The following is a 23326-nucleotide window of genomic DNA, read 5'->3' as shown; positions in this document are numbered from 1 at the left end:
TCGATCCACCGGGCCCGCCAACGGTGCCCGGGTCAGGCTAGTCCAGGGTCAGCAGGCCCTGTTCGGACACCACGCGCACCGACAACGTCTTGTACCCGACCTCGTCGAAGAGCACCGTCATCTTGTCCTCCTCGTACGAGAGCACCAGGCCGGGCCCCCACTCCGGGTGACGCACCTGGCTGTGCACCGGGAACGGCCCGACCGCTCCCTGGTCGGCCACGCTGGTGCCGTTGTGGCAGTTGTCGCAGTGGCCGCAGACGTGCGTCATCTGCTCGCCGAAGTAGGCCAGCAGGGTCTGCCCCCGGCAGGCCCGGGTCTCGGCGAAGGCCCGCATCATGTCGGTGCGGGACCGCGTCACCGTCTGCTGGCGCTCCGCCTCGGCCAGCGCCGCCGCGGCGGCGTCGGTCGGGGTGGGTGAGTAACGGGGAGCGCCGATGCGCTGCCGGGCGCGCGGCTCGGCCGCGCCGACCTGCTCCAACAGGGAGAGGTACTGGCCCAGCTTGCGCGGCCCGAGACCGGTGGTCTCGCGCAGCTCGGTCTTGGTGGCCGGCTTGCGGCGCAGCAGCGCGGCGAGGTCGCGCAGCTCGTCGACGTCGGGCAGGCCGCCGCTGAAGAACCGTTGCAGGCCCACGTCCTCGGCCTGCCAGAGCAGCAGCACCCGGGCCGGTTGCCCGTCGCGCCCGGCCCGGCCGATCTCCTGGAAGTAGCTGTCCGGCGAGTCGGGCAGCGCCATGTGCGCCACCCAGGCGATGTTCGGCTTGTCGATGCCCATCCCGAACGCCGAGGTCGCCACCATGATGGGGACCTGGTCGGCGAGGAACGCCTCGTGCAGTTCGTGGCGTGCGCCGGCCGCCATCCCTCCGTGGTAGAACTGCGCCGGGAAGCCGGCGTCGGTCAACCGGGTGGCCAGCTCCTCGGCGGCGCGACGGGTCGGCACGTAGATGATCCCGGGCCGCTCGTCGTCGCGCAGCAGCGTGATCAGCCGCCGCCACCGGTAGTCCTCGGTGGGGCAGTGCGCGACCTCGACGAACAGGTTCGGCCGGTCCAGTCCGGAGACCACCACCTCCGGCTCGCGCAGCCGCAGCCGGGCGATGATGTCGTCGCGTACCGGAGGGGAGGCGGTGGCGGTCAGCGCGACCACCGGCGGTCGACCGATGCCGTCGATGAGGTGCCCGAGCGCCAGGTAGTCGGGGCGGAAGTCGTGCCCCCACGCGGAGATGCAGTGCGCCTCGTCGATCGCCACCAGCGCCGGCTTCAGCGCGGCGACCTCGGCCATCCGCTGGGGGTTGCTGAGCTGTTCCGGGGTGATGAAGAGGAACTCCGCCCGACCCTCACGGATCTCGGTGATCGCCTCGGCCTGCTGGGTGGCCGACTCGTTCGAGCTGATCCGCACCGCCCGCAGCTCCGGGCGTTGCCGCTCGTTGAGGGAGGCGATCTGGTCCTGCTGGAGGGCCAGCAGCGGGGAGATCACCACTGTGGGGCCGGGGATCAGGCTGGCCGGGATCTGGTAGATCGCCGACTTGCCGGCGCCGGTGGGCAACACCACAAGCGCGTCGCGTCGCTTCATCACCGCGCGCATGGCGGCCAGTTGGTTGGGCCGTAGCGCCTTCCAGCCGAAAAGGCTGCGGGCCGCGCGGCGCAACGTCATCGAGTGCGTGGACAGTTTCATCGAGGGCCGGAGGTACCCGAGCCCATGACCGCCGAAACGCATTCGGACGATCATGGGCTCGTCGGTTACCGGCTCGCCGATCCGCGACTCAGCGCAGCCGGGGCAGGACCTCGCGCTGGTAGAGGTTGAACAGGCCCTGGTAGTGCGGGCCGGTGTTGGCCACGTAGACCTCGTCGAAGCCGGCCTTGGCGTACTTGTCGATCATCTCCAGGTGCGCGTCGGCGCTGTTGCCGCAGACGAACGCCTCCTTCAGCATCTCCGGCTTGACCAGCTCGGCGGCCTGCTCGAAGTGTCGCGGCGAGGGCAGCACCTGGGACAGCTCACCCGGCACCCCCGCGTTGGGCCAGCGCTCGTACGCGATGCGCAACCCCTCCTCCGCGCTGTCCGCGTACGCCGCCTTGAAGCCGGCCTGGCACGGCTTGTCGCCGCCGCCGTTCTCGCGGAAGCGCCGGACCATCTCGCCGTCGGGCATGGTGCTCACGTAGCCGTCACCGATCCGAGCGGCCAGGTCGATGGACTTCGGCCCGAAGCCGGAGACGTAGATCGGCGGGGGAGTGTCGGGCAGCGTGTAGATCCGCGCCTGCTCCACCGTGTAGTGCTTGCCGTGGTGGCTGACGAAGTCGCCGCCCCACAGCGCGCGCAGCACCTCGACAGCCTCCTCCAGCATCTCCAGCCGGACGTCGGCCTGTGGCCAGGCGTCGCCGAAGATGTGCTCGTTGAGCGCCTCGCCGGTGCCGACGCCGAGCACGAACCGTCCACCGTGCAGCACCGCGCTGGTCGCCGCCGCCTGCGCGATCACGGCCGGGTGGATCCGCATGGTCGGGCAGGTCACCGCCGTGGTCACCGGCAGCGAGCAGACCTGGCTGACCGCGCCGATCATCGACCAGACGAACGGGCTCTGGCCCTGTGCGTCCACCCAGGGGTGGTAGTGGTCGGAGATCCACAGCGCCTCGAAGCCGGCCCGTTCGGCACCGCGCGCCTGCTCCAGCAACTCGGCTGGAGTGAACTCCTCACTGGACAGAAAGTATCCGATCTTCATGGCTTACCCCTTCGGCACGCGGAGCTGCTGATGGGAGAGCCGTACCCCGGTGGTGCCCTGTCACACCGGTTCTCGACGTGCGGCGGGTCAGCGTCGGCCGAACATCGCCCGGATCGCGGCGAGGAGCAGCAGGGCGCCGACCACCAGGCCGAGCAGGCGTACGCCGGGGATGTCGGCCGGGCTCGTCGCGTCGGCCAGCAGGACGGGATCCATCCCCGCACTCTCCCCGGGGAACGGCCCGCCCGGCAACTGTAAGGTTTATTGACTATTGAATCGCTCAGTGTGACCATGGCAGGACCGCCTGCCGGTGGCGGTGCGCCGAGGGCGCGCGAGAGATGGGGTACGGGGGCCGCATGAGCGAGCGCAACCAGCGGATCGACGGGGGCGTACCGTCGCCGGTGATCGATATGGATCACTGCGAGGGGGCGGCGTGACCACGACCACCGGGCACCTCCCGGCGCTCGCCGCCGCCGTCCTGCAACCCGGCTTCGTCGGCACCACCCCACCACAGTGGGTGTGCCGCTGGCTCGGCGACGGTCTCGGCTCGGTGGTGCTCTTCGCCCGCAACGTCGTCGACACCGAGCAGGTGGCCGCGCTCACCGCGACGCTGCGCGCGGAACGGCCGGACGTCATCGTGGCGATCGACGAGGAGGCCGGCGACGTCACCCGGCTGGAGTCGGTGCACGGCAGCTCCCGGCCCGGCAACTTCGCCCTCGGCGCGGTCGACGACCCGGCGCTGACCGAGGCCGTCGCCCGTGACCTCGGCGTCGAGCTGGCCACGGCGGGCGTCACCCTCAACTACGCCCCGGACGCCGACGTCAACTCCAACCCGGCGAACCCGGTGATCGGCGTCCGCTCCTTCGGCGCCGACCCGGCGCTTGTCGCGCGGCACACCGCCGCCTGGGTCCGTGGGCTCCAGGCCGGCGGCGTCGCGGCCTGCGCCAAACACTTCCCCGGGCACGGCGACACCCGCGTCGACTCACACCACGACCTGCCCCGGATCACCGCCGACCGGGCCCGGCTGGACGCCTGCGAACTGGCCCCGTTCCGCGCCGCCGTGGCCGCCGGGGTGCAGGCGGTCATGACCGGTCACCTGCTGGTGCCCGCGCTCGACCCGCACCTTCCGGCGACGCTGAGTCAACGCATCCTGGGTGGGTTGCTCCGAGACGAGCTGGGCTTCTCCGGTGTGGTGGTCACCGACGCGGTGGAGATGCGCGCGGTCGCCGACCGGTACGGCTTCGCCGGAGCGACGGTCCGCGCCCTCGCCGCCGGGGCCGACGCGATCTGCATCGGTGGCGAACGGGCCGACGAGCAGGCCGCCCGTGAGCTGCGCGACGCCATCGTGGCCGCCGTCATCTCCGGTGAGCTGCCCGAGGAACGTCTCGCCGAGGCCGCCAAGCGCGTCGGTCAACTCGCCGCCTGGACGGTGGCGGCCCGCAGCGCCGGCTTGGCCGGAGCGCGTGGCGCCGCCGACGTCGGGCTGGTCGCCGCCCGCCGGGCCGTCCGGGTCACCGCCGCCCCCGGTACGACTGTCGCGCTGCCCCTGACCCGCGCGGCACACGTCGTCGAGTTCGAGCCGCCGCGCAACATCGCCATCGGCGCCGAGACCCCGTGGGGCATCGGCCTGCCACTGGGCGAGCTGCTGCCCGGCACCAGCACGGTCCGCTACGCCGAACCCGACGTGCCGGCGGACCCGGGCGCCGGGGCGGACGCCCGCCCCCTGGTGCTGGTCGTCCGCGACCTGCACCGGCACGACTGGATGCGCGCCGCCGTGCGCCGCGCGTTGGCCGTCCGACCCGACGCGGTAGTTGTCGAGCTGGGTGTGCCCGAGCTGGTCACCGGGGCGGTGCACCTGGCCACCCACGGCGCCACCCGGGCCAGCGGACGGGCCGCCGCCGAGGTGCTCACCGGCGCCCGCTGACGGGCCCGCCCTACGGAAGGTCGGCGACCAGGTCGGCGTACTCGGGGTGCTTGTCGATGAACGCGGCCATGAAGGGGCACTGCGGCACCAGCTTCGTGCCGCGTGCCCGGAGCTGGTCCAGGGTGCCGCGGATCAGCGTGCCGCCCACCCCCTTGCCCTGAAAGCTCCGGTCCACCTCGGTGTGGGTGAAGACCAGGACCTCCCCGCGCGGCAGGTACGCGGTGAAGCCGGCCAGCGCGTCGTCGACCAGGATCTCGAAGCGGTGCTTCGCCGGGTTGTCCTCGACCAGGGTGCTCATCCGGCCATTCTCCCCGCCGGATCGGCCAGCGCGTCGAGTTCGCCGAGCAACCGGTCCACCTCGTCGGCCGTGTTGTAGTGATAGATGCTGGCCCGCACCGCGCCGCCGCTGTCGCGCAGACCCATCAGCTGGAAGTACTCGTAGGCGTAGTAGTCGCCGACGGAGAGGCAGAACCCGGCGGCGCCCAACGCCTCCTGGGTTGCCGCCGGCGACATCCCGGCGACCCGGAACGAGACCGTCGGGCAACGCCGCGCCGGCGAGCCGTAGACGGTGATCGCCGGCCGCTGCGCCAACCCGGCGAGCAGCCGGTCCAGCAGGGCCTCCTCGTGGGCCTGGGCGGCGGCCAGCCCGGCCCGCAGCCGTGCCCGCCGGTCCCCGACCGCGTCCGGGTCCAACCCCGCCAGGTGGTCCACCGCGGCGGTCACACCGGCCAGCAGCGGGAAGCTCGGCGTGCCGTACTCGAACCGGTCCGGCACCGCGTCGGAGGACGGCACCAGCTTCGCCGGGCGCAGCGCCGCCCACCGGGCCGGGTCCGCCACCATCGCCGCCAGGTGCGGCCCGGACCACTTGTACGCGCTGGTGACCAGCACGTCGGCGCCGAGCGAGCTCAGGTCGGTCGGGCCGTGCGGAACCGAGTGCACCCCGTCGACGTGGACCAACGCGCCGACCGCGTGTGCGGCCTTGGCGATCGCCGGCACGTCCGGCATGGTGCCGATGGCGTTGCTGCCGGCGGTCACCGCGACCAACCGGGTCCGCTCACCGACCAGGTCCGCGTACTGGGCCGCGGGCAACTCACCGGTGTGCCTGTCGACCTCGGCCCAGCGCACCGTCGCGCCGGCCGCCTCGGCGGCCTGCACCCACGGCCGCACGTTCGCGTCGTGGTCGAGCCGGGAGACCACCACCTCGTCCCCCGGACGCCAGGCCGCGCCGAGCGTGCGGGCCAGGGTGTACGTCAGCGCTGTCGCACTCGGGCCGAGCACCACCCCGTCCGGGTCGCCGCCGAGCAGGTCGGCCACCGCCGAGCGGGCCTCGGCCACCAGCTCCAACGACCGGCGACCCGCCACGTTGGCGGCGGTGCGGTTGCCGACCGCCGACCGCATGGCGTCGGTGACCGCGTCGATCACACAGGCCGCGGTCTGGGTGCCCCCGGCACCGTCGAGGTGGACGAAGCCCTCGGTCAGGGCGGGGTACGCGGCCCGGGTGCGGGCGATGTCGAACGGCATGTCCGGACCCTAGCCGGTGCTCCTCGTACCCTTCTCGGCCGCCAGGTGATCACTGTTGGGCGGTGCCGTCGCTGATGTCTCGTACTCTTGGCGGGGTGACGAACCGACCCGCCACCGTGCCCATTCCCTCCGTCCGCCGCGCCGCCGGTCTCCTCGCCGGTCTGGCGCTCGGCCTCGCCGTGCTCGCCGGGTGCAGCTCCCAGGGCGCCTCCACCGACTGTGCGCTGGACGCCTGCACTGTCACCTTCGAGCGGGGTGTCGACGCGAGGACCACCATCCTGGGCGTCGAGGCCAAACTGGTCGGCGCCGAGGGTGACCAGGTGACAGTCGAGGTCGCCGGCGAGCAGCTCACCCTCACCACGGGCCAGCAGGCCGCCGAGGCCGGCGGCTTCGCTGTGACCCTGGACAGCGTGACCGACCAGCAGGTCAAGATCCGCGTGGCACGCAACCCGGGCAGCTGATCCGGGCGGGCGGCGGTGGCCGACGTTTGGGAATCTTCAGAATCGGAGATTGTGACGCCATGTCACTCACCCGTAGCGCCGAAGCCACCGCCTCCCGAACGGCGGACAGCCGGTGGCTGGAACTCCTCGCCCGGGCCGGCTTCATCGGCTACGGCATCGTCCACCTGCTTTTCGCCTGGCTGGCGTTGCAGATCGCGTTCGACAGGTCGTCCGCCGACGGCGACCAGTCCGGCGCGCTGCGCACCCTCTCCGCACAGCCCCTCGGCAAGTTCCTGGTCATCGCCGTCGCTGTGGGCCTGCTCGCCATGGCGATCTGGCAGGGGCTGGAGGCGGCGGTAGGGCACCGCGCCGAGCGGGGCAAGGAGCGGGTCATGGAACGGCTCGCCTCGGCCGGCCGGACCGTCGTCTACCTCTACTTCGCCTGGACCGCCTTCAAGGTCTTCTCCGACGCCGGGTCGAACAGCGCCGACAAGCAGGAGGCGTTGACCGGCAAGCTGATGACCTCCAGCGGTGGCCGCTGGCTGGTCGGCCTGGCCGGGCTGGTCGTCGCCGCTATCGGCATCGGCCTGGTGATCTACGGCGCCCGCAAGAAGTTCGAGAAGCACCTCAAGACCGGCGAGATGAGCCCGAAGACCCGCCAACTCGCCCGCCGCCTCGGCATGGCCGGGTACGTCGCCAAGGGCGTCGCGTACGGCATCGCCGGTCTGCTGGTCGTCGTGGCTGCGGTGAACTACGACCCGGAGAAGGCCCGTGGTCTGGACGCCGCGCTGCACACCCTGCGTGAGCAGTCGTACGGCACGTTCCTGCTGACCCTTGTCGCCCTGGGCATCGCCGCCTTCGGTGTCTACTGCTTCCTCCAGTCCCGGTACCGCAAGGTCTGAGCTGGTCGATTCCCGGGCCGTCGGGCACTCTTGGGCTTTTGCCCGAAGTGCCCGACGCCTGGTCGAAGGGGAGCACCGAAGCCGTGCAGAACTATCTCGAAACGGCCGTCGCCGCGCTCGTCGCGGCGGCGGTCGCTCTCTTCCTGGTCGAGGTCGTCCACCGGTTGACCCGGCGGTTCGGCCGCCGGTCACTGCTGCTGACCGAGTTGACCGATCACGCGCACCGCCCGTTCCAGGTCGCCGCGACGGTCCTGGCCGTGCAGTTCGCCGTCCGCTTCAGCACCGGCTACGCGGTCGGCGAGAGCTGGCGGCGGCTGCTGCTGCACCTGCTCATCCTCGGCGTCATCGCCACCATGGCCTGGTTGGTCGCCGGTCTGCTGATCGTCGTGGAGGACACCGCACTGGCCCGGTTCCGGGTCGACGTACCGGACAATCGGCACGCCCGACGCGTCCGGACCCAGGTGGTGATGCTGCGCCGACTGACCATCGCGGTGATCGTCATCCTGGCCGTGGGCGTGATGCTGATGACGTTCCCCAGCGTGCGGGGCATCGGCGCCGGCGTGCTGACCTCGGCCGGTGTGTTCGGTGTGGTGGCCGCGCTCGCCGCGCAGAGCCTGCTCGGCAACGTCTTCGCCGGCCTCCAGCTCGCCTTCAGCGACGCCGTCCGGCTCGACGACGTGGTCGTCGTCGAGGGGGAGTGGGGTCGCGTCGAGGAGCTGACCCTCAGCTACGTCGTGGTGCAGATCTGGGACGACCGCCGGCTGATCCTGCCCACCTCGTACTTCACCAGCAAGCCGTTCCAGAACTGGACCCGGACGGAGGCGGCGGTGCTCGGCACCGCCGAATTCGACGTGGACTGGGCGGTGCCGGTGCAGACCATGCGCGAGGAACTGCGCCGCCTCGTCGAGGGCACCGAGCTGTGGGACGGGCGGGTCTGCGTCCTCCAGGTCACCGACGCCACCGGCGGGATGGTGCGGTTGCGCGCGCTGGTCAGCGCCGCCGACGCGGGCAGTCTGTGGGACCTGCGCTGCCTCGTCCGGGAGCACCTGGTCGCCTGGATCCGGGACAACCGCCCGACCGCGATGCCCCGGCTGCGCACCGAGCTGGGCGACTCCAACAGCAACCTGTCCTGGCAGTGGGTGCAGCCGAGGCGGCCGGCACGCCGCCTGTCCGACACCGAGGCGCCCGACGACGCCCGTGTCTTCGGCGGTAGCGACGACGGCGACGCCCGCAGCGAAGCCTTCGTCGGCCCTGAGGAGACCCGCCCCTGACCCGCCATCCCGCCCCGTTGCGAGAGGTTTGGTCGGGCTTGGGTGGGGGATGTGCTGCCGGACGTCTCTGGCGTGATCACGGCGGCTGGCCGCGTATCGGCGGCGCGGCGTCGGACAACGGTGACGGTGAGCTGGTTGGCGCGCTCTAGGATTGACGAGCGACGACTTCGGGCATACAGCGCGGTGATGAGGAAAGGAGGACAGCATGGCTGACGTGGCGAAAGCCCGCACATCCCAGAACGGGAGCGAGCCCTCCACCGCCGAGTTGGTGCAGCGGGCCACCGAGCAGATCTCCCGCCTCGTGCGGGACGAACTGACGCTGGCCCGAGCGGAGTTGACCCAGAAGGGTAAGCACGCGGGCATCGGGCTCGGCCTGTTCGGCGGCGGTGGCGCGCTCGCGTTCTTCGGCCTGGGCGCGCTGGTCGCCACGGCGATCCTGCTGCTCGACCTGGTGTTGCCCGCCTGGGCCGCGGCGCTGATCGTGGCGGTGGCCTGCTTCCTGGTGGCCGGCATCCTCGCCCTGGTGGGCAAGAAGCAGGTCAGCCGTGCCGTCCCGCCGATGCCTGCGGCCACGGTCCGCAGCCTCCGGGCAGACATGGACACCGTCACCGCCGCGGTGAAGGACAGGGGGCGGCAATGACCGGTAACGGGACCGGCGACACGGAGGCCCTCCGCGAGGAGATCCGTCGCACCCGGGTCGAGTTGGGCGAGACGATGGAGGCGTTGGCCGCCAAGGCCGACGTCAAGGCGCGTCTCAAGGAGTCCGCCGAGCAGGCCAAGGAGCGGATGCGGGAGCAGGCGGCGCAGACCGTCGCCCGGGTTCGCGGGCAGGCCGCGCGTGGCGCCGGGATGGCGCGGGCGCAGGCGTACGAGAAGGGCGAGTTGGTACGCGCACAGGCGTACGACAAGGGTGAATTAATGCGCCGCAACCCGGTGCCGTGGGCGGCCATCGCGGCCGGTGCGGTGGCCACAGTGGTGGTGCTGATGATCGTGCGGGGGAGGCGTAGGTGAATAAGAGCATCGGCAGGGTCGCATACCGGCCGGTCGGCGTGCTGTTGGGTATCGCCGCGGGCACGGTGGCCGGGGCGATCTTCCGGCAGGTTTGGAAGGCCACCGCGGGCGACGGTGAGGCGCCCAACGCGACCGACGAGGATCGCGGCTGGGGCGAGATCCTGGCAGCCGCGGCGTTGCAGGGCGCCATCTTCGCGGTCGTCCGGGCCGCCGTGGACCGGGGCGGCGCGGTCGGCGTCCGCCGGATGACCGGCAGCTGGCCGGACTGACCAGGCAGCGACTTCAGCCCCCTTCCCGCATCGATGGGAAGGGGGCTTTCGCATGGCATCGTGCGCCGCCCAGCGCACCTGAGGCATCCGTCAGGTCACATGTCGGAGAAATTCGTCGGAGAGGTCGTGACAGACTTTTTACCTCCGTGATTTGCTGGTCCCCGCTGTTGCGAGATGGCGTGGGTTGAGAGAAGTCTCCTTCGTGGGGCCGCCTCAGGCGCCGCTGCTCAAAAACGGCCAATCGGCCGGACGGCGTGCACGGCCGCCAGTTTTTAGAGGGAGATACACATGGCTCAGGGAACCGTGAAGTGGTTCAACGCTGACAAGGGCTTCGGCTTCATCACCGTCGATGGTGGGGGTGCTGACGTGTTCGTCCACTTCTCGGCCATCCAGACCAGCGGCTACCGCTCGCTGGAGGAGAACCAGCGGGTGGAGTTCGAGATCGCTCAGGGTCAGAAGGGCCCGCAGGCTGAGCAGGTCCGTCCCATCTGAGTGAGACGGCCGGCCCCCGCCGGCCAGTGGGACGATCCGGCCCAAGGGTCGCTGTGAAGCCCCGCATCCCGGTTGGGATGCGGGGCTTTCGCCTGCTCAGGCCCGCTGGCGGAGGGACCGGTCAGCGTCGACGCGAGCGCAGGCCGAGCCAGAGCACCACCAGCCCGGCCAGCGCCACGATCGGGCCGACCACCGCCCAGATCTTCTGGTCGGTCATCACGCTGCCGGTGACGTAGCCGAGGCCCTGGACCGTCCACACCGCACCGATCACCACGGCCAGTAGGCCGAGGGTGAGCGGAAGCCAGCCCCTCATCGCGCCGTCACCACCGGTCGTGCACCTGCGGGCGGATCAGCTCGTCGTAGGTCTCGCGTACGGCTGCCAACTGCTCGTCGGTGAGCGGGGACAGGGCCGCCGCGGCGGCGTTGCGCCGGGCCTGGTCAGCGTCGCGGGCACCGGGGATGACCACTGTGACGCCGGCCTGGTCCAACACCCAGCGCAGCGCGAACTGCGCCATCGTGCGGTCCGCGTCGACAAGCGGGGCCAGCCGGCGTACGGCGGCCAGACCCCTGTCGAAGTCGACTCCGGAGAACGTCTCGCCGACGTCGAAGGCCGCGCCCTGCCGGTTGTAGTTGCGGTGGTCGTCGGCGGGGAACTCGGTGTGCTCGTCGTAGCGGCCGGAGAGCAGGCCGCTGGCGAGCGGCACGCGGGCGATGATGCCGACACCGGCTGCCGCCGCGGCCGGCAGCACACGCTCCAGGGGCTTGTGGCGGACCGCGTTGAGGATGATCTGGACGCTCGCCACCCCCGGTCGGGCGATCGCGGTGAGGGCCTGGTCGCAGGTCTCGACGCTGACCCCGTACCCGGCGATGGCCTTCTCGGCGACGAGGGTGTCCAGGCCGTCGAAGACCTCGTCGGAGGAGAAGACCGCGGTGGGCGGGCAGTGCAACTGGACCAGGTCCAGGGTGTCCATTCCCAGGTTGGCCCGGGAGCGGTCGGTCCACTGCCGGAAGTTGGCCAGGGTGTACGCCTCCGGCCGCTGCTCGACGCGGCGGCCCATCTTGGTGGCGACGGTCAGCCCGGCGTCGGGTCGGGTGCGCAGGAAGCGGCCGATCAGCTGCTCGCTGCGGCCGTCGCCGTACACGTCGGCGGTGTCGAGGAAGGTGACCCCGGCGTCCACGGCGGCGGCGAGCACTGCCATCGCGTCGTCCTCGCTGACGGTGCCCCAGTCGGCGCCGAGTTGCCACGCGCCCAGGCCGACCGCGCCAACGGTCCGGCCGAGCCGGTTGAAGCTGCGCTGTTCCATGCCCCCGAGCCTAGTGATCGGGTTGCCACGCTGCCACGCGAGCCGTAACCTTTAGCAGTACGCACGTACGGTTTAGGGGGCGACCATGTGGGATCCGACGACCTACCTGCGCTTCGACGACGAGCGGTCCCGGCCGTTCCACGACCTCGTCGCACGGATCCCGGCCGAGCGACCGCGCACGGTGATCGACCTCGGCTGCGGCCCCGGCCAGCTCACCGCCACCCTCGCCGACCGATGGCCGACGAGCCGGGTGCTCGGCCTCGACTCCTCACCCGACATGATCGCGCGGGCCGAGACCCTCGACGCGCCTGTCGACTTCGCGGTCGCCGACCTGCGCGACTGGCGTCCCGCCGGCGACGAGGACGTGGTGGTCAGCAACGCCGCGCTGCAGTGGGTCCCCGGCCACCAGGAGCTGCTGCGCCGCTGGGCCGCCGAGCTGCCCGCCGGCGCCTGGCTCGCCATGCAGGTCCCCGGCAACTTCGCCGCCGACTCGCACCGCGCCCTCCGCGAGGTCGCCGACCTGCCGACCTGGCGGGCAACGGTAGCCCCACTGCTGCGCGCGGACCCGGTCGACGACCCGGCCGACTACGTGGCGCTGCTGACCGCCGCCGGCTGCGTGGTGGACGCCTGGGAGACTACCTACGTGCACCTGCTGCCGGCTCGACCCGCCGCCGAGCACCCGGTGCTGGCCTGGATGGAGGGCACCGCGCTGCGCCCGGTCCGGTCCGCACTGGACGCCGCCAGCTGGTCCGCCTTCCGAGCCGAGCTGGGAGTACGACTCACCGCGGCGTACCCGGTACGGCAGGGTCAGGTGTACTTCCCGTTCCGCCGCGTCTTCGTCGTCGCCTGCACCGGCGACCATGCCCAGGAGAACCCGTGACCGACCTGCCCACCTTCATCGCCGGCCTGCCCAAGGTGGAGCTGCACGTGCACCACGTCGGCTCCGCCTCGCCCCGGATCGTCGCCGAGTTGGCCGCCCGACACGAGGGACGCACCCCCGTGCCGGCCGACCCGGACGCGCTCGCCGACTACTTCGAGTTCCGCGACTTCGCGCACTTCATCGAGGTCTACCTGAGCGTCGTGGACCTCATCCGCGACCCGGAGGACGTCTGGATCCTCACCCACGAGGTGGCCCGGGAGCTGGCCCGCCAACAGGTCCGGTACGCGGAGCTGACCATCACCCCGTACTCGCACGTCCGACGGGGCATTCCCGCGCCGGCGTTCTGCGAGGCCATCGAGGACGCCCGCAAGCGCGCCCTTGCCGACTTCGGCATCGAGCTGCGCTGGTGCTTCGACATCCCGGGCGAGGCCGGCCTGCCGGCGGCCGAGGAGACGCTGCGCATCGCGCTGGATCAGCGCCCGGACGGGCTGATCAGCTTCGGTCTGGGCGGCCCGGAGATCGGCGTACCCCGACCGCAGTTCCGGCCCTACTTCGACCAGGCCCGCGCCGCCGGCCTGCGCTCGGTGCCGCACGCCGGGGAGACCACCGGACCGCAGACCGTCTGGGACGCGCTGAACGAGCTGGGCGCCGAGCGGATCGGGCACGGCATCTCCGCCGCGCAGGACCCGCAGCTGCTCGCGTACCTGGCCGAGCGCCAGATCGGGATGGAGATCTGCCCGACGTCCAACGTCCGCACCCGGGCGGTGGCGACCCTCGACGAGCATCCGCTGCCCCGGCTTGTCGAGGCTGGGCTTCTGGTCACCATCAACTCCGACGACCCGCCGATGTTCGGCACGACCCTCAACGACGAGTACGCGGTGGCGGCCCGCCTGCTCGGCGTCGGCGCCGAGGGTCTGGCCGGTCTGGCCCGCAACGCGGTGACCGCGTCCTTCCTCGACAGCACCGGTCAGCAGCGGATCCTCAGCGAGATCGACGCGTACCTCGCCACCGCCGGCTGAACCGGTCGGTCGAGCAGGGCGCGCGGCGGGAGCGTGGGTGTGGGGGGACCTGTGACTCCCGCCGCGCGCGCGGCTCCACCGGCCGTGGGTACGTGGTGCGCTCGGCCGGTGGAACTGGTGGGTTCGTGTGGTGATCCTGTCAGCCCGCAGGCGATCCAACGCGGTCGTTAACCGCGATCTAAGGAAGACTTGCGCCGGCGCACAGCCCCGGGGTCGGCCGGGTCAGTCGTCGGTGGGGCGCTGGCGGGGCCAGCGACGTCCGCTGGCCTTCGTGTCCCGGACGTCGCGGGCCATCCGACCGACCAGACCGAAACGGCTGACCTGTCGGGGCGTCGCCTCCGGGTCGGCCAGCAGCATCACCACGCTGGCCCCGCCCAACCGTGCCCGGTCGATGCTCACCGAGCCGTTGGCCTGCAACGCCACCCGTTTGGCGATGTCCAGGCCGAGCCCTGTCGAACCCTGGTCACTGGTGCCCCGGCGCAGCGCCCGGTCCGGGTTGGCGATGCCGGGGCCGGCGTCGTCGATCCGGATCGCCACGTAACCGTCGCGCCGGGACACGGCCACCTCGAACGCGGTGCCCTGCGGGGTGTAGCGGAAGACGTTGCCGATCACCGCGTCCAGCGCGGCGGCCAGCTCGGCCCGCGGCACCGGCGCCGGGATGCGCAGCTGCGCGCCGTTGACCCGCTGCGGCCGGTTCTGGTCGCCGGCCAGCGCCGCCCAGAACACCATCCGGTCCCGGACCACCTCGCTGACGTCACACATGGCCGGCCCGGCCTCGTGCGCCACCGACTTGCGAGTGGTCTTGATCAACACGTCGATCTCACCCTCCAGGGTGACGATCGCCTGCCGGATCCGCCGGATCCCGCGCAGCCGGTCCAACTCCGCCGGGCTGAACGAACCCACGCTCGTGTCGTCGGACTCCAACGCCTCCGCGTCCAGGCGCAGCACCGTCAACGGGGTACGCAGACGATGCGACAGGTCGGCCACCAACTCCCGCTCGTCGGTGCGGGCGGCGTCCAGTCGGTCCGCCATCCGGTTGAAGGCGTACCCGGCCTCGGCCAGCTCACGCGGACCGGTCGGCTCGACGCGTACGCCGAGGTCGCCGTCGCCGATGGAGAGCGCGGCCTTGACCAGACCCCGGGTCGAGTCCACCGCGCGGGCAGCGACCCGGTCGACCACCAGCACCGCCGCGCCGGCCATCGCCGCACCGACCGCGAGCAGCAGCAGCCAGGTGCCGCCGGCGCCCTCGCCCAGCGTCGACTCCGGAAGGAACACCTCGACCACGGCCGTCCGGTCACCGAGGACGACCGGGTCGAGCCGGGCCACACCCCCGTCGACGTCGACAACCAACGACTGGCGCTCCGAGCGGGCCCGGTCCAGGTCGTCGCCGCTGGCCCGACCGGCGGACTCGTCCAGCCCCAACCCGTGCACCACGGGCCGGGTGGGAGCGCCCTCGGCGCTGGCCACCACGGCACGCTCGACGACCGCCGGGTCGGTGCTCACCGCCAGCGCGCCGGTCACCAGCGCGCTGCGCCGCGCCGCGTCGGCGATCGCCTCGTCGCGGCTCTGCTCCCGCAGGCTGAGCCCGAGCGGAATCAGGAACGCGAGCGCGACGAGACTGCACATGCCGGCCGTGAGCAGGGCCAGCGCCGTCCTCAGTCCGGTGCCACCAGCCGGAACCCGACCCCCCGCACGGTGCGCAGGTAGCGCGGCTTCGCCGCGGACTCGCCCATCTTTCTGCGGAGCCAGTACAGGTGAACGTCGATGGTCTGATCCTCGCCGACCGATGGCTGCCGCCATACCTCCTCCAAAAGCTCCCGGCGGGACACTACCCGCCCAGGTCGTGCGGCGAGATACGCCAACAGGTCGAATTCCTTGCGGGTGAGCGCCAGCGACTCCCCGTCGAGTTGGGCGCTGCGTTCGCCCACGTCCACCCGCAGCCCGCCGACGCTGTGCACAGCGGGCTGCACGGACCGACTGGCCCGGCCGGCCCGGCGCAGCACGGTGGTGATCCGCGCGTCCAGGTGTGCCCCGGTGAACGGCTTGACCATGTAGTCGTCGGCGCCGGCGCGCAGCAGCTTGACCACCGACTGCTCGTCGTCGCGGGCGGTGGCGATGATGATCGGAACGTCGGTGATGCCGCGCAGCATCCGCAGCGCGTCCGAGCCGTCCAGGTCGGGCAGGCCGAGGTCGAGGACCACCAGGTCGGGTGTCTCCGCGGCGACCCGACGCAGGGCGTCCAACGCCGTACCCACGGCGTGCACGGCATGCCCCCGGTCGGTGAGGGACCGCAGCATCGCGCCGCGTACGACGTGATCGTCTTCGACCAGGAGCACGGAGGCCACGACAAGACCGTACTTGGCCTGGCAAGTTGATCGCGTTGCGACGTGCCTGGCGACCGGGCAAGCTGGTACGACGATGTCGTTCACCCTGTTCGCCGATGCCCGCCTGGCGCTCGCCCGGGACAGCCTCGCCGGTCTCTCCACCGGCGACGCCCTCGGCGCGCAGTACTTCCTGTCGCGGCCGGCGCCCGTGGATCTCGCCGCCGACGCCCTGCCGCCGGCGCCCTGGGAATGGACCGACGACACCGAGATGGCCTGCTCGGTCCTCGCCCAACTGGCCGACTCCGGCGGCATCGACCGGGACCGGCTGGCCCTCTCCTTCGCCGAGCGGTGCGCCCCGAGCCGAGGCTACGGCGCGGGCGCGATGCTGATCCTGGGGCTGATCCGCACCGGCACCCCGTGGCCGCTGGCCGCCGCCTCCGCCTTCGACGGGCAGGGCTCCTGCGGCAACGGCGCGGCGATGCGGGTCGGCCCGCTGGGCGCGTACTTCGCCGACTCGACAGCGCGCGCCGCGGCGCAGGCCCGCGCCTCCGCCGAGGTGACGCACGCGCACCCGGAGGGGATCGCCGGCGCGGTCGCCGTCGCCGTCGCCGCCGCGCTGGCCGCCCGGGCCCGCCTCGACGGGCACCGGCCGGCACCGGAGCGGCTGCTCGCCGGGATCGCCGCCGCGCTCGATCCGGGCACCGAGGTGCACCGGGGCGTGAACCGGGCGGCCGGGCTGCTCGGCCGGCCACTGCCCCGGGTGGTGGCGGCGCTCGGCAACGGCTCCCGGGTGACCGCCCAGGACACCGTCGGGTTCACCCTGTGGGTGGCAGCCACCCACCTCGACGACTATCCGGCGGCCATCGAGACGTGCGTACGGGCCGGTGGGGACATGGACACCACGGCCGCCATCGCGGGAGCGGTGGTGGCGGCGCACACCGGCGTCGGTACCCCGGGAGGGGTGCCCGAGGCGTGGCTGTCCGCCCGCGAGCCGCTACCTACCTGGCTGCCCTGACCCCGCGGGCTGTGGCTCGGGCGTTGCGGCGTCGTCTCCGCGGCCGGTTATCTCGGCCAGCGTCGCGGTCTCGTCCGGGTCGCCGGTCACGTCGGCGAGCGCGACGGCCTCGTCCGGGTTGCGGCGGCGCCACCGGCTGACCAGCCAGCCGATCGCCGCGCCACCGCCCAGCCCGGCCAGCAGGCCGGCGGCCAGCATCCCGTCGGCGTTGCCGGACTCCTCGTCGGCACCACCCGCCCGGACCGGCGGCGCGGCGTCCACACCGCTGTTCGGAGCTGCCGGCGCACCGGCCGCCGGGGCGCCGTGGCCGCCGTGTGCGGCCGGACCCGCCGCGCCGGGCGCCGCCGGCAGCAGGGTGAGCGCCGGAGCCCGGTGCGCGCCGGCCGCGTCCGCCCACCGGACCACAGTCCCGTCGGCGTACGTCTGGACGACCTCGAAGGTGAGCCGCTCGGCCTGCGGCATCGGCCCCATGGAGAGCGCCAACCGGGCCGGCCCGGGATCGCTCGCACCGACCCGGACCCAGGTCACCGCCGTGGTCACAGTGGTCACCCCGGAGGAGTGGATACCGGCCAGCGGCTTGTCCAGGGTGCGGGAGCTGATCCGGGGCGCCCAGCCGTTCACCGACATGGGATAGACCTCGGCGATCGGCGCGTCGGCCGGCAGGCGGACCTCGATCTGGTTGGTCTTCGTGCCAGCCCGTTCCTCCGGCACGCTGAACTCCAGCCGTACGGCGTCGCCCTGCCGGGCCTCGGTCGGGGTGGTCGTCACGTCCACCGCGTGTGCCGTGCCGGGCCAGAGCAGCAGCCCGGCGGCGGTCACCGCGGTCGCCGCCACGATCCGCCGCCGACGGCCACCGCCGTGCGTGCTCGCCATCTCGTGCCCCCATCCGTGTCGACGCGGCCGGCACCGGTTTCCGGCCACACCTTCTAGTTCGGCTGCGAGGCGCGAAAGGTTCAACGCCGGCGGTAAGGAAGGTGCCGTTCCCGGTCGGGGGCGGGGCGACCGATAGCATCGGCAGGAGCCGAGGATCGGCACCGTTTCGTACCGCTTGTTCGCACCGCTTGGAGGAGTCACCGTGTCCGCACCCCGTACCCCCGCCGTGGCCGACCCTGTCGTCGTCGCCGCCGGGACCACGGCGGCCGACGCGGTGGCCGCGGCCGGACTGCCCGCGAACGGCCCCAAGGCGATCGTCGTGGTCCGCGACCCGCAGGGTCAGCTGCGCGACCTGGACTGGTCGCCGGCCGAGGAGACCGTCGTCGAGCCGGTCAGCCTGGACTCGCCCGACGGGCTCACCGTGCTGCGCCACTCCACCGCGCACGTCCTCGCCCAGGCCGTGCAGGACATCTTCCCCGAGGCCAAGTTGGGCATCGGCCCGCCCATCGAGAACGGCTTCTACTACGACTTCGACGTCGACAAGCCGTTCCAGCCCGATGACCTCAGCAAGCTCGAGAAGCGCATGCAGGAGATCATCAAGTCCGGGCAGCGGTTCCGTCGCCGCCGCTTCGGCAGCCTGGACGAGGCGCGCTCCGAACTGGCCGACGAGCCGTTCAAGCTGGAGTTGATCGAGGTCAAGGGCGAGGGCCTGGACACCGACGAGGTGATGGAGGTGGGCGGCGGTGAGCTGACCATCTACGACAACCTCGACGCCAAGGAGGACAAGGTCTGCTGGTCGGACCTGTGTCGGGGCCCGCACCTGCCGACCACCCGACTGATCGGCGCGTTCAAGCTGATGCGCTCCGCCGCCGCGTACTGGCGCGGGTCGGAGAAGAACCCCCAACTACAGCGGGTGTACGGCACCGCGTGGCCGACCCGCGACGAGCTCAAGGCGTACCTGAAGCTGTTGGAGGAGGCCGCCCGGCGCGACCACCGCAAGCTCGGCGCGGACCTCGACCTGTTCAGCTTCCCCGACGAGATCGGCTCCGGCCTGGCGGTCTTCCACCCCAAGGGCGGCATCATCCGCCGCGAGATGGAGCACTACTCCCGCCAGCGGCACGAGGCCGCCGGGTACGAGTTCGTCAACACCCCGCACATCACCAAGGCGCAGCTGTTCCAGACGTCCGGTCACCTGCCGTACTACGCGGACACCATGTTCCCGCCCATGCAACTGGAGGGCGCGGACTACTACCTCAAGGCGATGAACTGCCCGATGCACAACCTGATCTTCAGGTCGCGCGGGCGGTCGTACCGGGAGCTGCCGCTGCGGATGTTCGAGTTCGGCACTGTCTACCGGTACGAGAAGTCCGGCGTCGTGCACGGCCTCACCCGGGTCCGTGGCCTGACCCAGGACGACTCGCACATCTACTGCACCCGCGAGCAGATGGCCGGCGAGCTGTCCGCGCTGCTCAGCTTCGTGCTCGACCTGCTGCGCGACTACGGCCTCGACGACTTCTACCTGGAGCTGTCGACCCGGGACGACTCGCCCAAGTTCATCGGGGCCGAGGAGGACTGGGAGGAGGCCACCGAGGCGTTGCGGACCGCCGCCGCGACCTCCGGCCTGGACCTGGTGCCCGACCCGGGCGGCGCGGCGTTCTACGGGCCGAAGATCTCCGTCCAGGCCCGCGACGCGATCGGCCGGACCTGGCAGATGTCCACCATCCAGGTCGACTTCAACCAGCCGGAGCGGTTCGGGTTGGAGTACCAGGCCGCCGACGGTAGCCGGCAGCGGCCCGTGATGATCCACCGTGCGCTGTTCGGGTCGATCGAGCGGTTCTTCGGGGTGCTCACCGAGCACTACGCGGGCGCGTTCCCGGCCTGGCTGGCGCCGGTGCAGGTGGTGGGCATCCCGATCCGCGAGGACCACACCGACTACCTGCACGGCTTCGTCGCCGCGCTGCGCGCCGAGGGCATCCGGGCCCAGGTGGACGCGGGTGACGACCGGATGCAGAAGAAGATCCGGACGGCTCAGCAGCAGAAGATCCCCTTCATGGTGATCGCCGGTGACGACGACGTGGCCGCCGGTACGGTCTCCTTCCGCTACCGCGACGGCTCCCAGCGCAACGGGGTGCCGATCGCCGAGGCGGTGACCCACGTGCTGGACGTGGTCAGCTCGCGGACCAACATCGGCCCCTCCGCCGCCGCGGAGTAGCGGCGACGCCCCGGGGTTGACGCCCCGGGGCGGCGCCGGGTGTCAGATGCCGCAGTTCGGTGCTGACCAGCCCCCGACCGCCGCCACGTGGGTGTGGTCGTTGTGGTCCGGGTAGCCGGGGCCGAGGATCTGTCCGAAGCCGTGGTTGCGGGCCTGCTGCGCCAGCCGACAGAACGACGGGGACCCGACCAGGTCCACCCCGTCGCCGTACAGGTGCCTGCTGTTCGACGCTCCGCCGACCGCGCTGTTGCAGGCGTAGCTGCGGAAGCTGCTGCTGATCGCGATGGAAACGTCCCCGAGGGCGTGCCGCATGGCCTGGAGTTTCCACATCGAGACGAGGGCGTTGAACCGGGCGGTGCTCGCCGAGACCGCGCCGCCGGACCAGTCGCTGTTGCACTTGTTCAGCTCGGGGTAGCTGAAGTTGGCCGGGGTGCAGTCGTCATTCTGGAGGGCGTAGAGCCGGTTGAACGTCTGTGGGCCGGCGATGCCGTCCGCGGGCAGCCCGTACGCCTGCTGGAAGCGGATCACCGCCGATCGGGTGGCCGGGCCGTACGCGCCGTCGAGGGTGAGCACCGCGCCGTAGCCGGGGTAGCCGGCGACCCGGATCTGGAGTTGCCGGACGTCCTCCCCGGACGCTCCCTGGGCCAGGGTGCGTCCCCAGGTGTAGCAGCCGTCCGCCTGGGCCGCGCCGGCAGTGAGGGTGACGCCGGCCACTGTGGTGGCGGCGGTCAGCGCAAGTGCCGCGAGGAACCTGCCGAGCCGTCGGAACATGGAGCCCTCCATCAATGCATGGAAGTATGTGGATGCATGGAAGTTTCAGGCTTCGGCAATGATCCGTCAAGAACTTGCAACAACGAGCTTCCGCGACGGCGGTGTCGCGGCCGGCCCGCGCGGCTCCGTAGGATCGGCTCGTGACAGGGGCGGAACGGCACACGGACATCGGCGGCATGGCGGACGGCCTGGAGCGGCTCTGGACGCCGCACCGGATGACCTACATCTCCGGCGAGGACCGCCCGGCCGAGGGCTACGAGAAGCCCACCGGCTGTCCCTTCTGTCGAGGGCCCAAGCTGCCCCCGGAGGAGAGCCTGGTGGTGGCCCGCGGCGAACACGTGTTCGTGGTGCTCAACCTCTACCCGTACAACCCGGGGCACCTGCTGGTCTGCCCCTACCGGCACGTCGCCGACTACACCGACCTGGACGTGCCGGAGACCACTGAGCTGGCGTCGTACACCCAGACCGCCATGCGGGTGATCCGCAAGGTCAGCAACGCGCACGGTTTCAACCTGGGCATGAACCAGGGTGGGGTGGCCGGCGCCGGCATCGCCGCGCACCTGCACCAACACGTGGTGCCACGCTGGGGCGGCGACGCGAACTTCATGCCCGTGATCGGCCGCACGAAGGTCCTGCCGCAGCTGCTCGGCGACACCCGCGACCTGCTCGCCCGCGCCTGGCCGTCCTGACCGCCGCCGGCCGCACCGCACGGGCTGCCCTGCGCCCGCACCGGTCCGGCTAGTCGGCGCGCAGCAGCGGGGTCAGCTCCGACCAACTCTCCACCCGGTGTACGTGGGGCAGCATCGCGGCGTGCGCGGCGACCTGGGCCCTGCGAGGTCGGAACAGGAAGCGGTACGGCACCGAGTCGAGATAGCCGAGCACCTCCAGCTTGTCGTCCACGAAGTGGGTCAGGCCGAGGCGTCGAGCGATCGGCGCCTTGCCCGGTCGAGTGCGGCAGAAGTGCACCCGCTCGACGGCGATGCCGGTGCGGGCCGGAAAGTCGTGGTGGGCCAACCACTCCCGGGTACGCCGCTCGGTGGCCTCCCCGCACTTGGACACCAGGTGCACCTCGTCGAACGCCGGGCCGAGTGCCGCGAGCGCGTCGAACGCCCCGACGACGGCCGGGGTACGCAGGTAGTGCGCGCCGAAGAACGACGTGTCCGCGTCGTCGTCGGCCGGCTCGATGATCACACCGCCGATGTCCACACCGAGCCGTCGCATGGCGTCGATCATGCCGCACCGTGACCGTCGGCCGTGCGCCCGCGTGGCGGCCCGCAGGATCTGCTACGCCCCGGCCCGCTCGAGGTGGCACGATCGGCCGATGGCAGTCACGACACGCACGTTGGGCCGCAGCGGCATCGAGGTCAGTGCCCTCGGCATGGGGTGCTGGGCGATCAGCGGGCCCTGGGCGGAGGGCACCCAGCCGCTGGGCTGGGGCGCTGTCGACGACGACGAGTCGGTGCGGGCGGTACGCCGGGCACTCGATCTGGGCATCACCCTCTTCGACACCGCCGACACGTACGGGGCCGGGCACGGTGAGCGGGTGCTCGGTCGCGCGCTCGCCGGCCGCCGCGACGACGCCGTGATCGCCACCAAGTGGGGTTACACCTTCGACGAGGCTGCTCGGCAGGCCACCGGCGAGGACGCGTCGCCCGCGTACCTGCGCGGTGCCGTGACCGCCTCGCTGCGCCGGTTGGACACCGACCGGATCGACCTCTATCAGCTGCACCTTGCCGACCTGTCGGTGCCGAGGGCGCAGGCGCTGATCGGAACCTGCGAGGACCTGGTGGCCGAGGGCCTGATCCGCGCGTACGGGTGGAGCACCGACCGCCCCGACCGGGCTGCCGCGTTCGGGCACGCCGCCGCCGGTGCCACCGCCGTGCAACACACCCTGTCGGTGCTGCGCGACGCCCCCGAGTTGCTCGCCGTCTGCGACAAGTACGACCTGGCCAGCGTCAACCGCGGTCCACTCGGGATGGGGCTGCTCACCGGCAAGTACTCGGCCGGGTCGACACTGCCCCGCGACGACGTACGCGGGCTGACCCCGGGCTGGTTGGAGTGGTTCCGGGGTGGTCGGCCGGCACCGGAGTGGCTGCGCCGGGTCGGCGCGGTCCGTGCCGCGCTCACCGCCGACGGGCGCACCCTCGCCCAGGGCGCGTTGGGCTGGATCTGGGCGCGCAGCGGTCGCACCATCCCGATCCCGGGCTGCCGTACGGTCGCCCAGGTCGAGGAGAACGCCGCAGCGCTGCACCGGGGCCCGCTGCCGGCGGACCAGTTCGTCGAGGTGGAGCGTCAGCTCGCCGCCGTCCGCACCGCCGCCCTCCGCGACGCCGACCGCCCCCACTGGCCCCGCCCCACCCACTCCACAGTCCACCCGTAACCAAGTCCCACAA

Annotated in this window: 26 protein-coding genes; 14 read left to right on the top strand and 12 right to left on the bottom strand. The window is 72.1% G+C overall.

Annotated elements, in window-relative coordinates:
• Window positions 1-37: 37 nt before the first annotated feature.
• From KBX71_RS04525 to KBX71_RS34225, 3 genes are all read right to left on the bottom strand, one after another.
• Complete coding sequence (locus KBX71_RS04525; protein ID WP_196927364.1) at window positions 38-1669, bottom strand: RecQ family ATP-dependent DNA helicase; 1632 nt, start codon at window positions 1667-1669, stop codon at window positions 38-40.
• Window positions 1670-1757: 88 nt separating this feature from the next.
• Entirely contained in the window at window positions 1758-2708 is a 951-nt protein-coding gene (locus KBX71_RS04520) for a TIGR03557 family F420-dependent LLM class oxidoreductase (protein WP_210816686.1), read from the bottom strand.
• A gap of 87 nt (window positions 2709-2795) precedes the next feature.
• Entirely contained in the window at window positions 2796-2921 is a 126-nt protein-coding gene (locus tag KBX71_RS34225) for a hypothetical protein (protein ID WP_255750123.1), read from the bottom strand.
• A 217-nt stretch (window positions 2922-3138) separates the two neighbouring features.
• On the opposite strand from KBX71_RS34225, the gene KBX71_RS04515 reads away from it, so the two are divergent.
• Complete coding sequence (locus KBX71_RS04515; protein WP_210816685.1) at window positions 3139-4629, top strand: glycoside hydrolase family 3 protein; 1491 nt, start codon at window positions 3139-3141, stop codon at window positions 4627-4629.
• A gap of 10 nt (window positions 4630-4639) precedes the next feature.
• On the opposite strand, the gene KBX71_RS04510 is transcribed toward KBX71_RS04515, so the two are convergent.
• The gene (locus KBX71_RS04510; protein WP_210816684.1) at window positions 4640-4927 is read right to left on the bottom strand and encodes a GNAT family N-acetyltransferase; all 288 of its coding nucleotides are present in this window, start codon (window positions 4925-4927) and stop codon (window positions 4640-4642) included.
• Window positions 4924-6150 (bottom strand): cysteine desulfurase-like protein, encoded by a 1227-nt coding sequence (locus KBX71_RS04505; protein WP_210816683.1) that lies wholly within the window; start codon window positions 6148-6150, stop codon window positions 4924-4926. The genes KBX71_RS04510 and KBX71_RS04505 overlap by 4 nt, the downstream gene beginning before the upstream one ends.
• A 95-nt stretch (window positions 6151-6245) precedes the next feature.
• Here KBX71_RS04505 and KBX71_RS04500 point away from each other — a divergent pair, with 95 nt between their 5' ends.
• From KBX71_RS04500 to KBX71_RS04470, 7 genes are all read left to right on the top strand, one after another.
• On the top strand, window positions 6246-6611 hold the full coding sequence (locus KBX71_RS04500) for a hypothetical protein (protein WP_210816682.1): 366 nt from the start codon (window positions 6246-6248) through the stop codon (window positions 6609-6611).
• A 59-nt stretch (window positions 6612-6670) separates the two neighbouring features.
• Entirely contained in the window at window positions 6671-7492 is an 822-nt protein-coding gene (locus KBX71_RS04495) for a DUF1206 domain-containing protein (RefSeq protein WP_210816681.1), read from the top strand.
• Between the two features lie 83 nt (window positions 7493-7575).
• Entirely contained in the window at window positions 7576-8763 is a 1188-nt protein-coding gene (locus KBX71_RS04490; RefSeq protein ID WP_210817017.1) for a mechanosensitive ion channel family protein, read from the top strand.
• A 205-nt stretch (window positions 8764-8968) separates the two neighbouring features.
• Window positions 8969-9403 carry a phage holin family protein gene (locus KBX71_RS04485; RefSeq protein ID WP_196922217.1) on the top strand — a complete coding sequence of 145 codons (435 nt, stop codon included), beginning with the start codon at window positions 8969-8971 and terminating at the stop codon, window positions 9401-9403.
• Complete coding sequence (locus KBX71_RS04480; protein WP_124817924.1) at window positions 9400-9774, top strand: DUF3618 domain-containing protein; 375 nt, start codon at window positions 9400-9402, stop codon at window positions 9772-9774. Before KBX71_RS04485 ends, KBX71_RS04480 begins: the two co-directional genes overlap by 4 nt.
• Window positions 9775-9782: 8 nt before the next feature.
• On the top strand, window positions 9783-10043 hold the full coding sequence (locus KBX71_RS04475) for a DUF4235 domain-containing protein (RefSeq protein ID WP_374102583.1): 261 nt from the start codon (window positions 9783-9785) through the stop codon (window positions 10041-10043).
• 288 nt (window positions 10044-10331) lie between these two features.
• Window positions 10332-10535: a cold-shock protein gene (locus tag KBX71_RS04470; RefSeq protein WP_030338233.1), complete on the top strand. Its 204-nt coding sequence runs from the start codon at window positions 10332-10334 to the stop codon at window positions 10533-10535.
• Window positions 10536-10656: 121 nt separating this feature from the next.
• Here KBX71_RS04470 and KBX71_RS04465 read toward each other — a convergent pair whose 3' ends face one another.
• Together KBX71_RS04465 and KBX71_RS04460 are read right to left on the bottom strand one after the other, a co-directional pair.
• Complete coding sequence (locus tag KBX71_RS04465) at window positions 10657-10848, bottom strand: hypothetical protein (protein WP_210816679.1); 192 nt, start codon at window positions 10846-10848, stop codon at window positions 10657-10659.
• A gap of 7 nt (window positions 10849-10855) precedes the next feature.
• Window positions 10856-11839 (bottom strand): aldo/keto reductase, encoded by a 984-nt coding sequence (locus KBX71_RS04460; protein WP_196927354.1) that lies wholly within the window; start codon window positions 11837-11839, stop codon window positions 10856-10858.
• 85 nt (window positions 11840-11924) lie between these two features.
• On the opposite strand from KBX71_RS04460, the gene KBX71_RS04455 reads away from it, so the two are divergent.
• Both KBX71_RS04455 and KBX71_RS04450 read left to right on the top strand, forming a co-directional pair.
• On the top strand, window positions 11925-12719 hold the full coding sequence (locus tag KBX71_RS04455) for a trans-aconitate 2-methyltransferase (RefSeq protein WP_210816678.1): 795 nt from the start codon (window positions 11925-11927) through the stop codon (window positions 12717-12719).
• Complete coding sequence (locus KBX71_RS04450) at window positions 12716-13738, top strand: adenosine deaminase (protein WP_210816677.1); 1023 nt, start codon at window positions 12716-12718, stop codon at window positions 13736-13738. The genes KBX71_RS04455 and KBX71_RS04450 overlap by 4 nt, the downstream gene beginning before the upstream one ends.
• Window positions 13739-13960: 222 nt before the next feature.
• Here the strand turns inward: KBX71_RS04450 and KBX71_RS04445 are convergent, their stop codons facing one another.
• Both KBX71_RS04445 and KBX71_RS04440 read right to left on the bottom strand, forming a co-directional pair.
• Window positions 13961-15364, bottom strand: a complete 1404-nt coding sequence (locus tag KBX71_RS04445; RefSeq protein ID WP_210816676.1) for a HAMP domain-containing sensor histidine kinase — start codon at window positions 15362-15364, stop codon at window positions 13961-13963.
• 29 nt (window positions 15365-15393) lie between these two features.
• On the bottom strand, window positions 15394-16083 hold the full coding sequence (locus tag KBX71_RS04440) for a response regulator transcription factor (protein WP_124817935.1): 690 nt from the start codon (window positions 16081-16083) through the stop codon (window positions 15394-15396).
• A gap of 73 nt (window positions 16084-16156) precedes the next feature.
• Between KBX71_RS04440 and KBX71_RS04435 the strand changes: the two genes are divergently transcribed.
• Window positions 16157-17077: an ADP-ribosylglycohydrolase family protein gene (locus KBX71_RS04435; RefSeq protein WP_210816675.1), complete on the top strand. Its 921-nt coding sequence runs from the start codon at window positions 16157-16159 to the stop codon at window positions 17075-17077.
• Here KBX71_RS04435 and KBX71_RS04430 read toward each other — a convergent pair.
• The gene (locus KBX71_RS04430; RefSeq protein ID WP_210816674.1) at window positions 17057-17950 is read right to left on the bottom strand and encodes a DUF1775 domain-containing protein; all 894 of its coding nucleotides are present in this window, start codon (window positions 17948-17950) and stop codon (window positions 17057-17059) included. The two genes, KBX71_RS04435 and KBX71_RS04430, sit on opposite strands and share 21 nt — an antisense overlap.
• Before the next feature lie 202 nt (window positions 17951-18152).
• On the opposite strand from KBX71_RS04430, the gene thrS reads away from it, so the two are divergent.
• On the top strand, window positions 18153-20162 hold the full coding sequence (gene thrS / locus KBX71_RS04425; protein ID WP_124820287.1) for a threonine--tRNA ligase: 2010 nt from the start codon (window positions 18153-18155) through the stop codon (window positions 20160-20162).
• A 42-nt stretch (window positions 20163-20204) separates the two neighbouring features.
• Here thrS and KBX71_RS04420 read toward each other — a convergent pair whose 3' ends face one another.
• On the bottom strand, window positions 20205-20933 hold the full coding sequence (locus tag KBX71_RS04420; protein ID WP_210816673.1) for a D-Ala-D-Ala carboxypeptidase family metallohydrolase: 729 nt from the start codon (window positions 20931-20933) through the stop codon (window positions 20205-20207).
• A 176-nt stretch (window positions 20934-21109) separates the two neighbouring features.
• Here KBX71_RS04420 and KBX71_RS04415 point away from each other — a divergent pair, with 176 nt between their 5' ends.
• Complete coding sequence (locus KBX71_RS04415) at window positions 21110-21622, top strand: HIT domain-containing protein (protein WP_196930193.1); 513 nt, start codon at window positions 21110-21112, stop codon at window positions 21620-21622.
• Between the two features lie 49 nt (window positions 21623-21671).
• On the opposite strand, the gene KBX71_RS04410 is transcribed toward KBX71_RS04415, so the two are convergent.
• A complete protein-coding gene (locus KBX71_RS04410; protein WP_210816672.1) occupies window positions 21672-22166 on the bottom strand; it encodes a hypothetical protein in 495 nt (164 codons plus the stop codon).
• 88 nt (window positions 22167-22254) lie between these two features.
• Between KBX71_RS04410 and KBX71_RS04405 the strand changes: the two genes are divergently transcribed.
• Window positions 22255-23313, top strand: coding sequence for an aldo/keto reductase (locus KBX71_RS04405; RefSeq protein ID WP_210816671.1), 1059 nt, complete (start codon window positions 22255-22257; stop codon window positions 23311-23313).
• Window positions 23314-23326: the final 13 nt, after the last annotated feature.

Origin of the sequence: Micromonospora sp. D93, assembly GCF_018070365.1 — a bacterium.
GTDB lineage: Bacteria > Actinomycetota > Actinomycetes > Mycobacteriales > Micromonosporaceae > Micromonospora > Micromonospora ureilytica.
This window is presented reverse-complemented; position numbering and strand designations above follow the sequence as displayed.

Excerpts from the sequence above, each read along its gene's own strand:
- KBX71_RS04520 (WP_210816686.1), bottom strand. The coding sequence starts at position 2,708 with ATGAAGATCGGATACTTTCTGTCCAGTGAGGAGTTCACTCCAGCCGAG.
- KBX71_RS04405 (WP_210816671.1), top strand. The coding sequence starts at position 22,255 with ATGGCAGTCACGACACGCACGTTGGGCCGCAGCGGCATCGAGGTCAGT.
- KBX71_RS04495 (WP_210816681.1), top strand. The coding sequence starts at position 6,671 with ATGTCACTCACCCGTAGCGCCGAAGCCACCGCCTCCCGAACGGCGGAC.
- KBX71_RS04460 (WP_196927354.1), bottom strand. The coding sequence starts at position 11,839 with ATGGAACAGCGCAGCTTCAACCGGCTCGGCCGGACCGTTGGCGCGGTC.
- KBX71_RS04455 (WP_210816678.1), top strand. The coding sequence starts at position 11,925 with ATGTGGGATCCGACGACCTACCTGCGCTTCGACGACGAGCGGTCCCGG.
- KBX71_RS04430 (WP_210816674.1), bottom strand. The coding sequence starts at position 17,950 with ATGGCGAGCACGCACGGCGGTGGCCGTCGGCGGCGGATCGTGGCGGCG.
- KBX71_RS04510 (WP_210816684.1), bottom strand. The coding sequence starts at position 4,927 with ATGAGCACCCTGGTCGAGGACAACCCGGCGAAGCACCGCTTCGAGATC.
- KBX71_RS04470 (WP_030338233.1), top strand. The coding sequence starts at position 10,332 with ATGGCTCAGGGAACCGTGAAGTGGTTCAACGCTGACAAGGGCTTCGGC.
- KBX71_RS04415 (WP_196930193.1), top strand. The coding sequence starts at position 21,110 with ATGGCGGACGGCCTGGAGCGGCTCTGGACGCCGCACCGGATGACCTAC.
- KBX71_RS04525 (WP_196927364.1), bottom strand. The coding sequence starts at position 1,669 with ATGAAACTGTCCACGCACTCGATGACGTTGCGCCGCGCGGCCCGCAGC.
- KBX71_RS04505 (WP_210816683.1), bottom strand. The coding sequence starts at position 6,150 with ATGCCGTTCGACATCGCCCGCACCCGGGCCGCGTACCCCGCCCTGACC.
- KBX71_RS04445 (WP_210816676.1), bottom strand. The coding sequence starts at position 15,364 with ATGTGCAGTCTCGTCGCGCTCGCGTTCCTGATTCCGCTCGGGCTCAGC.
- KBX71_RS04485 (WP_196922217.1), top strand. The coding sequence starts at position 8,969 with ATGGCTGACGTGGCGAAAGCCCGCACATCCCAGAACGGGAGCGAGCCC.
- KBX71_RS04420 (WP_210816673.1), bottom strand. The coding sequence starts at position 20,933 with ATGTTCCGACGGCTCGGCAGGTTCCTCGCGGCACTTGCGCTGACCGCC.
- KBX71_RS04410 (WP_210816672.1), bottom strand. The coding sequence starts at position 22,166 with ATGATCGACGCCATGCGACGGCTCGGTGTGGACATCGGCGGTGTGATC.
- KBX71_RS34225 (WP_255750123.1), bottom strand. The coding sequence starts at position 2,921 with ATGGATCCCGTCCTGCTGGCCGACGCGACGAGCCCGGCCGACATCCCC.
- KBX71_RS04435 (WP_210816675.1), top strand. The coding sequence starts at position 16,157 with ATGTCGTTCACCCTGTTCGCCGATGCCCGCCTGGCGCTCGCCCGGGAC.
- KBX71_RS04465 (WP_210816679.1), bottom strand. The coding sequence starts at position 10,848 with ATGAGGGGCTGGCTTCCGCTCACCCTCGGCCTACTGGCCGTGGTGATC.
- KBX71_RS04480 (WP_124817924.1), top strand. The coding sequence starts at position 9,400 with ATGACCGGTAACGGGACCGGCGACACGGAGGCCCTCCGCGAGGAGATC.